The organism is Komagataeibacter sp. NFXK3, from assembly GCF_054182245.1.
On the sequence record NZ_JAPIVJ010000033.1, the window covers coordinates 1 to 10,332 of the forward strand.

The window sequence follows — 10,332 nt, forward strand, 5'->3', positions numbered from 1 at the left end:
CTCTCCAGATCCATACCTGCCCCGGCCTGTCTCCTTACGCCTACGGCTTCAGGAGACAGGCCGGGCCTTCAACAGGGGGTTAATATTGCATGCCGATCAGGGGTTATTTTTGAGTGCCGATTGACATTCTCGGCCCTAACCCGTGTCGGCTTCGTCTGTCAGACCGTTCGGCCCCTCGTACCATCAGTATTTGCTGCAGTTGCATTACAAGGCGAGAATCCAAAACTTGAAAGTTTTGATAGGAAGATACTGGAACATACACGAGAGTGTTACACAGGAAATCATATCGCCAAGCGGATTGGAATATTGTCAAACGGTTTGGCCGCAATGGGGCTTACATCGAAGGTTATTCATTTCCGGGCATACCAACCTCGTCATGGAACTGAAACTGATAATATCAATCCTGAGTGGATGACATGGTGCCGACGTTGGTTGGAAACAACAACCTTGCGAGAAGGGTCGAGGCGAGCAGTTTACAACACTCTGACCCGTATCGGAATCTGGTTGGGTCGCGAGCATCCTGAGGTCACAGGACCAGAGCAATGGACGGTATCGGTATGTGCCGACTATCTCGCCGCCGTCGACAGGTTACGTATTGGCGATTGGGGCGGTTCCACCTTTGATTATCGTCTGATCCCAACAGTTGGCCAGCCTCTACAGGCTCCAACGAAAGTTGCTTATTATCAGGTTATGCGTCGGTTTTTATCTGATATTCAGAGTTGGGAATGGGCGCAGCTCCGGTGTAATCCGCGATATCATCTCTCGACACCGAAGAATATTGCGAAATATATTGGCGTAAATCCTAGGACCATAGATGATGCTTCTTGGCTGAAACTGACCTGGGCCAGCTTCAACATTGAACCAGACGATCTTTCTCCTGACTGTTTCTATCCATTCGCCCTGTTGCAGGCAATCGCCGTGGTGTGGACACATGCAGGCCTTCGGAGCAATGAGATCGCCCGACTTCGGGTCGGCTGCACGCGCGAACAATCAGAGGATGTGGTTGATCAGTCTGGCAACGTCGTTCCGGCAGGGCAGGTCTGCTGGCTTGATGTTCCGGAAGGTAAAACTTCGGTCGCGTACACTAAACCGGTCGGCCATGCTGTTCATAAGTACATTACGGCCTGGATGAAAAAACGAGCGTCACCCCGCAAACATCTTGATCGGCGAACCGGTGAACATGTACATTTTCTCTTTCAACTTCGGAACAGGCCAATCGCGAAGGAAGTTTTAAATCAGACTGTTATCCCGCTTTTGTGCAAAAAGGCTGGTATTCCGATTGAGGACAGTAAAGGCCGTATTACAAGTCACCGTGGACGGGCTTCAGCCGTTTCTATGCTGGCCAGCGTTCCGCAAGGAATGACAATATTCGATTTGGCAAAATGGTGCGGCCATACGTCCGTTCAATCGACGATGAGCTATGTTCGGTCGAAACCTACGCAATTGGCGAGTGCGTTTGCCAAGGCGGATCAGGCGGCGCGGATGATCGAAATTGTTATTGATAAGGAGGTTATTGCGGCAGGCGCAACGAAGGATGGAGCACCTTGGAAGTATTACGATTTAGGTGATTCTTACTGTAGCAATGCGTTTTGGAGCACTTGTCCGCATCGCATGGCATGCGCACGCTGTTATTTCAATATTCCGAAGCCAAGCGCCAAGGGCGTTGTCCTGGCCGCTCAGCAAGCAGCCAATCGTTTACTGGAAGAGGTCTGGTTAAGCCCAGAGGAACGGGATGCCGTGTCCGGAGACGTTGAAGCATTGGAGGGAATGTTAAACAAGCTTCGAGATAAGCCAGCGCTGGATGGCCGAACGCCTGGCGAAATTTCGGCAACATGCGGTTCCCAAGTGTCTTCTCCGTTCACAGAATCAGAATGACCAGTGCCGTGGTTGGAGAACAATGCCAAACGGAAGCGCTGGCCGGCCTCGTGGAGCGGGTGACGTTCCACAATGCCGAGAACGGTTTCTGCGTCCTGCGGGTGAAGGTGCGGGGGCAGCGCGATCTGGTCACTGTCGTCGGCCATGCCGCCATGATCTCGGCGGGTGAGTTCGTGCAGATGTCGGGGCGCTGGTTCAACGACCACACCCACGGCTTGCAGTTCAAGGCGGAGTTCCTCAAGGCCAGTCCGCCGACCACGGTCGAAGGCATAGAGCGCTATCTCGGCTCGGGCATGATCCGGGGCATTGGTCCCGTCTATGCCAAAAAACTGGTGAAAGCGTTCGGCGAGGCCGTGTTCGACCTGATCGAGCAGGAACCGCATCGCCTGCGGGAAGTGACAGGCATTGGTCCCAAGCGGGCCGAACGGATTGTCGGTGGCTGGGCAGACCAGAAGGTGATCCGCGAGATCATGCTGTTCCTGCACAGCAACGGCGTCGGCACGTCGCGGGCGGTACGGATCTTCAAGACCTACGGGCAGGATGCGGTCAGACTGATCAGCGAGAACCCCTATCGGTTGGCGAAGGACATCCGGGGCATCGGGTTCAAGACCGCCGACCAGATCGCCCGGAAGATGGGGATCGCGCCTGATGCCATGATCCGGGTGAGGGCCGGGATCTCCTATGCCCTTGGTGAGGCGATGGATGAAGGGCATTGCGGCCTCCCGGTCGGTGAACTCCTGACCAGCACCGCCGAACTGCTGGAGGTCGCCGCCCCTCTGATCGAAACAGCCCTCGCGCTGGAGCTGGAAGCGGGAGACGTGGTCGCTGATAGCGTGGGAGAGACGAGTTGCATCTTCCTTGCCGGCCTGTATCGTGCGGAGCAGAGCATCGCCGAGCGATTGCGCGCCTGCGCCGTGGGTCGGCCGCCCTGGCCGGAGATCGATGCTGAAAAGGCCATGACCTGGGTGGAAGGCAAGACCGGACTTGCCATGGCGCCCAGCCAGCAGGAAGCGGTGCGCCTTGCACTGCGTAGCAAGGTGCTGGTGATCACGGGTGGTCCTGGCGTGGGCAAGACCACGCTGGTCAACGCCATTCTGAAGATCGTGACTGCCAAGGGCACAGACGTGCAACTTTGCGCGCCGACCGGCCGGGCGGCGAAGCGCCTGTCGGAAAGCACGGGGCTGGAAGGCAAGACCATCCATAGACTGCTGGAGACGGATCCGGGCAATGGCACCTTCAAGCGGGACGATACCAACCCGCTGACCTGCGACCTGCTGGTCGTGGACGAGGCCAGCATGGTCGACGTGCTGCTGATGCGCTCCCTGCTGCGCGCGTTACCTGACAGCGCGGCTCTGCTGATCGTCGGCGACGTGGACCAGTTGCCTTCTGTCGGACCGGGGCAGGTGCTGGCCGACATCATCGGCTCCGATGCTGTCCCTGTGGTGCGCCTGACCGAGGTGTTCCGCCAGGCGGCACAGAGCCGGATCATCACCAATGCGCATCGGATCAACGAGGGCAGGATGCCCGAACTGAGCGCGGAAGAGGGATCGGATTTCTACTTCGTGGAGGCGGCCGAGCCCGAGGTCGGGCTGCGCAAGTTGCTGGCCGTGGTGAGGGATCGCATCCCGGCGCGGTTCGGGCTGGACCCGGTTCGCGACGTGCAGGTGCTTTGCCCGATGAACCGGGGTGGCCTTGGGGCGCGGTCGCTGAATATCGAATTGCAGCAGGCGCTGAACCCGCCGGACGAGGTGAAGGTCGAGCGGTTCGGCTGGACCTATGGTCCGGGCGACAAGGTGATGCAGATCGCCAACGATTATGACCGGGATGTCTTCAATGGAGACCTCGGCGTTATCGGCAGGATCGATGTGGAAGAGGGCGAACTGACGGTCTCATTCGATGGACGGGATGTCGTTTATGGCTTCGGCGAGTTGGACGAACTGGTGCCGGCCTACGCCACCACCATCCACAAGAGCCAGGGCTCGGAATACCCGGCGGTGGTGATTCCGCTGGTGACGCAGCATTACGCCATGCTGGCGCGGAACCTGCTCTATACCGGCGTGACACGGGGCCGGAAGCTGGTCGTGCTTGTGGGACAGAAGAAGGCTCTGGCCATAGCTGTGCGAAATCAGGGCGGAAGGCTACGTTGGTCAAAACTGAGAGACTGGCTGGTGGGTACGTCAGGTACAGGTCATATATCCCGCCTAAAGAAACCTTAAAATTGCTTTTTTGAGGTTGTGAAATTGTATTCCACATAAATTCCTGGCGGGGGGCGAAAGTCGGCTTCCTGCGGAACTTCCCGCATGAGTTTCCTGATGCGAAGATGTTCAAGCTGGAGGAGAACTTCCGTTCCACCCGCCATATTCTTGATGCGTCGAATGCGGTGATTTCATTTGACCCGTCGCGGATCGAAAAGAGACTGTTTACACGTCGGGGCGAGGGCCTCCCGATCGAGGTTCTGGGGTTCTCCTACGCCACCGAGGAAGCTGCGGCGATCATCCGGGAGATTGGCCGCCGCGCGGCGACCGGCGTCGCCTGGCATGACATGGCTATCATTTACCGCCAGAACAGGCTCTCCCGAACGCTGGAGGAAGCACTGCTCCACGCTCGCATTCCGTACGAGATCATCGGGGATGTGGGTTTCTATCGGCGTACCGCCGTCAAGGACGCTCTGGCCCTGCTGACGCTTTGCGCATGGCCCGATGAGCGCAGGTCGGACGAAGCCTTTCGGCGGATGGCCAACCGGCCCCCGCGGGGCCTTGGCGCCAGGGGCCTGGGGAAAATCGAGATGGAGGCTTCGACGGGTGGTCTGTCGCTATGCGCGGCGGCCACACGGACCCGGCTGTCCCCGAGATGTGCCGTGGCGCTGCAGGGATTCGTCCAGATTCTCAGACAGATCGGATGTCGGGAAGGGGAAAGCCTTGGGGAGCGCCTTACCGGCCTGCTCGAGGCAACAGGGTATCTGGACATGCTGCGGGCTGATGATTCGGATGAAGCCGCAACCCAGCGCGAAAACCTCGCGGAACTGATCGAACTGGCCCAGGGTTTCCGGCGCGTGGAACACCTGCTGGAGCATGCGGCACTGGCAGGCGGAGCACCTGGAGAAAAAGGTCGTGATCGCGTTCAGCTCATGACCATGCACCGGTCGAAAGGACTGGAATTCCGGCACGTCTTTCTTCCTGCGTGGGAAGAGGCGATTTTCCCCGGTGCGATGCCGCGCAATCCCGAAGAGGAGCGTCGCCTTGCCTATGTGGCGCTGACCCGGGCTATGGAGCAGGCCACGATCACGTTCTGTGATTATCGCCAGGGCGGATCTTCCCGTCCGAGCCGGTTCATTGACGAAATTCCACTCGAGAACCGGGTCAGCAGCTGGAATCACGGCAGGAACGAACCACGCCAGTCTGACGGTCGCTGGAGGCAGGTTGATCAGGAACTGAATGCGCTTGGCTTGTGAATGCGGACAATGCATGCTCCGGCAGCGGCGACATGCGTTCGCGCGGCCGGGGCATTGCACCAAACAGGCTGGTTCCGCCCGACGCTTCGGTCTTAAATTGCTTTTCTTTTGGTCGAAGGACGTCTGCTTTATGGCGAAAAAGCCGGTGCCGCCGATTGAGCCCGATGACTGGGATGATGACGAGGCGGGTTTCCTGCAGCCTCTGGAGCCACCGCCGCCCGTCCGGGATCCGACGGATCTCAGGCTGCACACGCGCCAGCTCGCCGACCTTCTCCGGGCCAGATTTCCCGACAGATGGGTCGGTGTGGAAATCGGCACGCTTCCGCTTCGGTGTGAGGACGACCTGTTCTCCGATTTCATCGACCTTGGAGATGGCCTTGGGGTTCGCCTCGATTATGACCCCGAGGAGCCGGAGCGGGTACTCTGGATCAGTGCCGGCAACCGTGACCATGGTGGTGAGCCGCTCGATTTTCCCCGCGATAGCGAGGACTGTCGTGGGCGCATGCTCTCAACCGGGGAAATCGCGGAACTGCTCGATTTTCTTGACAGGGAGGCCGCTTACTGATGCCCGCTGGCATGGCAGGCAAGCCCGATGCGCCGCCATGCGTCAGTCAGTGTGCCCCGCGGCACGTTGCGCTCAAGATCGTGCAGCAGGGTTTCCAATTCGGAAAGGGAAAGGGTGCAGGCGACAAGCGCCGGCGACAGGACCGCAGTTCCCGTCATCACGACGTGGCTGAAGACCTGGATGGTCGGGTCCACGAGGCGGGCCAGCGCGTAGACGGCGCGGCAATGGGCGGCATTCTGCATCACCGGGCTGTAAATCAGCCGGGGCGGGGCGTCGGGCGCCTCGCCCGCGAAACGCTGTCGCCACCGTTCATCTTCCGGGTGTCCGGTCAGTTCGCCGCCATACCGCTTTGTCTCTACGACATGGATGCCCCTCGGGCTGAGAAACAGGTGGTCAATCTGGGTCGTCCTGCCGCCACCTGCCGGCAGCATGGCGTCGTGCAGCACGGCCAGGCCGCTCCGGTCGAGCACGTGGGCTACGGCGCTCTCTCCTTTTTCGCCCTGGATGGCGGCGCTAAAGGACCGCCATACCTGCATCTCATGGGCTGTCAGCCGACACCTGCCGGGAGGCTTCACGCGATGACGTCGAAGTCTTACCACGCAGTTTCCCCCTGTGGTTCCATGGCCCGATAGCGTGTCCCGTATATCTGTCCGTCATGCGACTGGGGCAGGAAATACTGGGAACCGTCTATGTTCCGGGTGAGAGTCCGGGTGCATGTCCGCAATGTGGATGCGGATCACCAACAGTGCCCGCTCACCCGCCAGCCTGAACGCAGGAGACCGGACAATCGGCGGCAGGCTCGTCCAGGTCCGCAGAAGATTCAGGATCCCGTCTGAACCCGGTATTCTCGTCCCCCCATTTCTTGAGGGCCATGATGACCGGCTCCAGGGTCCGTCCCCGTGCGGTCAGGCTGTATTCCACCTTCGGGGGCACCTCGGGGTAGACTGTCCGCAGCACAAACCCGTCCTGTTCCAGTTCGCGGAGCTGGGCTGTCAGCATGCGCTGGGTGATATTGGGCAGGCGCCTGCGGATTTCGTTAAAGCGCAGGGTTCCCTCAAGCAGGTGGTAGAGGATCACCCCTTTCCATTTCCCGTCGATCAGCTGAAGCGTCGCTTCAACGGCACAGCCGGGACTGCAATCAAGTGATTTATGCCGGATACGGGCCATGACGGTATCATTTCCGATACTATGGGCGTTAAAAGTGCGTTCTTGTCCGAACCCAGCATAATGCTCACTGTTCTCCTTCATCAACACAGGAGCAGACATCATGCGCGCCGTCGGTTACCAGACGCCTCTCCCGATCGACAATCCCGCGTCCCTTCAGGACATCGATCTGCCGAAGCCTGTTCCTTCAGGGCGGGATCTCCTTGTGGAAATCAGGGCTGTGTCGGTCAATCCGGTCGATACAAAAGTCCGTCGCAGCGCCGCGCCGGACGCGGGTCAATGGAGGGTTCTGGGCTGGGACGCTGCCGGGATCGTTGTCGGTACTGGACCTGAAGTCGCGGATTTTGCCATCGGGGATGAGGTTTTCTACGCAGGCGCGCTCGATCGCCCGGGAACCGATGCCGAATTCCACCTGGTCGACGAGCGGATTGTCGGCCGTAAGCCCCGTTCCCTGAACTGGGCTGAAGCCGCGGCACTGCCGCTGACAGCGATCACCGCCTGGGAGATGCTGTTCGATCGCCTGGATATCCGTCGGTCAGTCCCCGGCGTGAAGCCAGCCGTGCTGATTATCGGCGGCGCTGGCGGCGTCAGCTCCATCGCCATCCAGTTGGCGCGGGTCCTGACCGATGTCACGGTCATCGCCACCGCCTCCCGGCCAGAAACGCGCGACTGGGTAAAATCCCTCGGGGCACATCATGTGGTGGATCACAGCAGGCCGCTTGCCGCGCAGGTCGCCGCCCTTCCGACCGGCGCGCCCGGCTTCGTCTTTTCCACGACGCAGACCGATCGGCATATGCCAGAGATTATCGCGCTGATCGCGCCCCAGGGGCATTTCGGCCTGATTGATGACCCGGCCGCGCTCGACGCCCTGCCGCTGAAGAAGAAAAGCCTGTCGCTGCATTGGGAGCTGATGTTCACCCGCCCGCTGTTCGGCACAGCCGATATGGGCAGGCAGGGCGAGATTCTCAACGAAGTCTCACGCCTCGTGGATGACGGGCGTATCCGCACCACGCTTGGCAGGAACCTCGGCCTGATCACGGCGGCGAACCTGCGGCAGGCCCATGCCCTGATCGAGAGCGGCCAGGCAAAGGGCAAGATCGTGCTCGAAGGTTTTCCTGGCTGAAATGGAGAAGACCATGACTGAATCCGCAAAAGCGCTCGTCGAGACATGGTGTGGAACATGGGCGGAGAACAGGCCTCATGACTGATGAAGAGCATCTGATGACCCTGAACCGTACCGGTGGACGGTTCGATCTCAACAGGATTGTGGCAGCGTTCCCGCACACTGCGGATACGATGCTGCTGGATACCTATCTGACCGACAGGCCGGAAGCCAGTATCAGGGTGTTCCGGATCTATCGGGACGTGCCGCCGCATTATCATACCCAGTGTGATGAAGTCCTCCATGTGCTTTCCGGCGAAGGGACATTCTGGATTGATGATCCGGCTGAAGAAGCGCCGTTTGTTCCCGGGCACCTGCTGGTCTTTCCGCGGCGTGCGGTGCATGCGGTGCCGCGTATCCTGCGTGATCCTGTCACTTTTCTTGCCATCGACACACCGCGCCGGGCACCGGATGACGTGGTGTTTGTCGATCCTGCCGAAGGCACGCCTTCCGGCTTCATCAAGAGTATCTGAAGGAATGTCGCGGGTCACAGACGAACGGGAGCTGTGGCCCTGCAGCGCATGGCCGCAAAACGCGGCGCAGGTACAGGGCGTCTGGATACGGTTTCCTCTCCCGAAAGGGCCGGTCCGGGAAACATCTCTGTTCAACAGGAAAAAAAGAAAATCAGGGGCGGCCCCTTCGGGGTTCTCTCACTCTGGTTCGCTAAGCGGCTGCGCCGCTAACCTCACTGGAGCCCCCTGCGGGGTCTCCACGCTTTCACGCAACGGTTCGACCGCTCGCCCTGGGGTTCTTCAGGATGAATACTTATGAGATTCCTGATAATACTGCGATTAATAAAATGGGCATAAGGAAATAAAGGGAATAAAAACAATAGTAAACTAATGTTTACTCATAATATATTGTCTTTTTTATTGTATTTATATTCTGTCTGTACTATTCTTTATTTGTGGAGAGGGAAATGGTTCCCGCCACAGACGCCCCGCCCGGTGCTGACACACCGGACAGGGCTGACGCCAGACAGAAAGGCCTAGTTTCATGTCCAACGCTACCAACACAATGACCGCCGCCCTCGCTTCCGCGCAAGAGAAGAAAGCCGCCAGCAAGGCAAAAGCGGGCCAGAAGGCCCCCGCCGCCCGCCGTTTCGAGGAAGCGGCCCGGCGCGCGCCTGTCATCACCATCGAGGCCGCCGAAGCCCTGATCCCCGTTCCCGACCAGATCACCAAGATCGTTTCCCATTTCGGTCTTGAGGACTTCGACGCCGACGCCCTCGCGGAAACGGCCCGGCAGGCTTTCACCGTCATCGCCCGCAGCCTCTCGCCCGTGCTGGTCGTGACCACATGGAACGGCGAGCAGAACGACAAGGGGCTGGAAATGCACCTCCAGCGCATGGCTGGCGCCGCTGTCGCGTCCGCCTTCGGGGCCGCCCAGTTCTATGACGCCAAGCGCGCGCAGGCCCGCGAACTGTCCTCACAGTTCAACGAGTATCGCGAAGAGGACCGGATGGGCGTCGACGGGCTGGAAAACAGGGCGGCCAACGCCCGCCGCTTCGCAGCCGAGCAGGGAATCAAGGCCGCCGCTCTGGTCGCGTCCGCCCGCGGGGCCCTTGCCGCCTACGAGGACATGATCGGCGCCCCGTGGAAGCCCTACACGGCTAGCAACGCCCGCACCATCGACCAGCGGGCCGCAGCCGCCGAGATGGACGCTCTCGGCTTCTGACCGACCCGGCCGGACCCGCGGCAGGTCCGGCCACCCACGGCAAGGTACCTTTCCGCAAGGATCGACCCGCATGAGCGAATATGAATCCATGGCAGACCGCGACGAGGCCTTTGCGCTTTCGCGTGCTGCGCCCGACCACGCATGGGTCCTGACGGACCGGGACGTCTGGCATCGCAATCCTTTTTATCACGGCCCGGAAATGCCGCACCCCGAAGATGACGGCGCCCATGACTTTATTGCCGACCACGGCATCGACGCATGGCGGGAGGCGACCGAGCAGCCTGTCGGGTTGGGGTACCCTGTGAAGGGGTAAGGCTGTAGAGTGTCGCGATGAGCCGCTTCATCCCGTTTGACCGATCCCAGCCGTATCTTCTGCCGCCTGATCTGACGTCGTGGCTTCCGGCTGACGATATGGCGCATTTCATTGTCGCAGCTGTT

General features: G+C 59.9%; 10 protein-coding genes. 8 read left to right on the top strand and 2 right to left on the bottom strand.

Annotated features, from left to right (window positions below; genetic code table 11):
- The 4 genes from OQZ28_RS16405 to OQZ28_RS16420 form a co-directional block, all read left to right on the top strand.
- On the top strand, nt 1-1,875 hold a 1,875-nt coding region (locus OQZ28_RS16405), incomplete at its 5' end, for a tyrosine-type recombinase/integrase (RefSeq protein WP_458136656.1).
- Complete coding sequence (recD2, locus tag OQZ28_RS16410; RefSeq protein WP_110532155.1) at nt 1,872-4,091, top strand: SF1B family DNA helicase RecD2; 2,220 nt, start codon at nt 1,872-1,874, stop codon at nt 4,089-4,091. The genes OQZ28_RS16405 and recD2, both read left to right, overlap by 4 nt.
- Nucleotides 4,092-4,195: 104 nt before the next feature.
- A complete protein-coding gene (locus OQZ28_RS16415) occupies nt 4,196-5,326 on the top strand; it encodes an ATP-dependent helicase (RefSeq protein ID WP_235720982.1) in 1,131 nt (376 codons plus the stop codon).
- A 130-nt stretch (nt 5,327-5,456) separates the two neighbouring features.
- On the top strand, nt 5,457-5,891 hold the full coding sequence (locus OQZ28_RS16420) for a hypothetical protein (RefSeq protein WP_235720983.1): 435 nt from the start codon (nt 5,457-5,459) through the stop codon (nt 5,889-5,891).
- Here OQZ28_RS16420 and OQZ28_RS16425 read toward each other — a convergent pair.
- Complete coding sequence (locus OQZ28_RS16425; RefSeq protein WP_239020461.1) at nt 5,885-6,427, bottom strand: nuclease-related domain-containing protein; 543 nt, start codon at nt 6,425-6,427, stop codon at nt 5,885-5,887. The two genes, OQZ28_RS16420 and OQZ28_RS16425, sit on opposite strands and share 7 nt — an antisense overlap.
- A 217-nt stretch (nt 6,428-6,644) precedes the next feature.
- Complete coding sequence (locus OQZ28_RS16430) at nt 6,645-7,058, bottom strand: winged helix-turn-helix transcriptional regulator (RefSeq protein WP_235720985.1); 414 nt, start codon at nt 7,056-7,058, stop codon at nt 6,645-6,647.
- A gap of 100 nt (nt 7,059-7,158) precedes the next feature.
- Here OQZ28_RS16430 and OQZ28_RS16435 point away from each other — a divergent pair, with 100 nt between their 5' ends.
- From OQZ28_RS16435 to OQZ28_RS16450, 4 genes are all read left to right on the top strand, one after another.
- Nucleotides 7,159-8,178, top strand: coding sequence for a zinc-binding alcohol dehydrogenase family protein (locus OQZ28_RS16435; RefSeq protein ID WP_235720986.1), 1,020 nt, complete (start codon nt 7,159-7,161; stop codon nt 8,176-8,178).
- A 77-nt stretch (nt 8,179-8,255) separates the two neighbouring features.
- Nucleotides 8,256-8,690, top strand: a complete 435-nt coding sequence (locus OQZ28_RS16440) for a cupin domain-containing protein (RefSeq protein WP_110532226.1) — start codon at nt 8,256-8,258, stop codon at nt 8,688-8,690.
- A 523-nt stretch (nt 8,691-9,213) separates the two neighbouring features.
- Nucleotides 9,214-9,894, top strand: coding sequence for a hypothetical protein (locus OQZ28_RS16445; RefSeq protein ID WP_034926274.1), 681 nt, complete (start codon nt 9,214-9,216; stop codon nt 9,892-9,894).
- Nucleotides 9,895-9,964: 70 nt separating this feature from the next.
- Nucleotides 9,965-10,207: a hypothetical protein gene (locus OQZ28_RS16450; protein WP_110532262.1), complete on the top strand. Its 243-nt coding sequence runs from the start codon at nt 9,965-9,967 to the stop codon at nt 10,205-10,207.
- The last annotated feature ends 125 nt before the right edge of the window (nt 10,208-10,332 follow it).

Coding starts and splice junctions, on each gene's coding strand:
- OQZ28_RS16450 (WP_110532262.1), top strand. CDS start 9,965: ATGAGCGAATATGAATCCATGGCAGACCGCGACGAGGCCTTTGCGCTT.
- OQZ28_RS16415 (WP_235720982.1), top strand. CDS start 4,196: ATGTTCAAGCTGGAGGAGAACTTCCGTTCCACCCGCCATATTCTTGAT.
- recD2 (WP_110532155.1), top strand. CDS start 1,872: ATGACCAGTGCCGTGGTTGGAGAACAATGCCAAACGGAAGCGCTGGCC.
- OQZ28_RS16425 (WP_239020461.1), bottom strand. CDS start 6,427: ATGCAGGTATGGCGGTCCTTTAGCGCCGCCATCCAGGGCGAAAAAGGA.
- OQZ28_RS16430 (WP_235720985.1), bottom strand. CDS start 7,058: ATGGCCCGTATCCGGCATAAATCACTTGATTGCAGTCCCGGCTGTGCC.
- OQZ28_RS16440 (WP_110532226.1), top strand. CDS start 8,256: ATGACTGATGAAGAGCATCTGATGACCCTGAACCGTACCGGTGGACGG.
- OQZ28_RS16445 (WP_034926274.1), top strand. CDS start 9,214: ATGTCCAACGCTACCAACACAATGACCGCCGCCCTCGCTTCCGCGCAA.
- OQZ28_RS16420 (WP_235720983.1), top strand. CDS start 5,457: ATGGCGAAAAAGCCGGTGCCGCCGATTGAGCCCGATGACTGGGATGAT.
- OQZ28_RS16435 (WP_235720986.1), top strand. CDS start 7,159: ATGCGCGCCGTCGGTTACCAGACGCCTCTCCCGATCGACAATCCCGCG.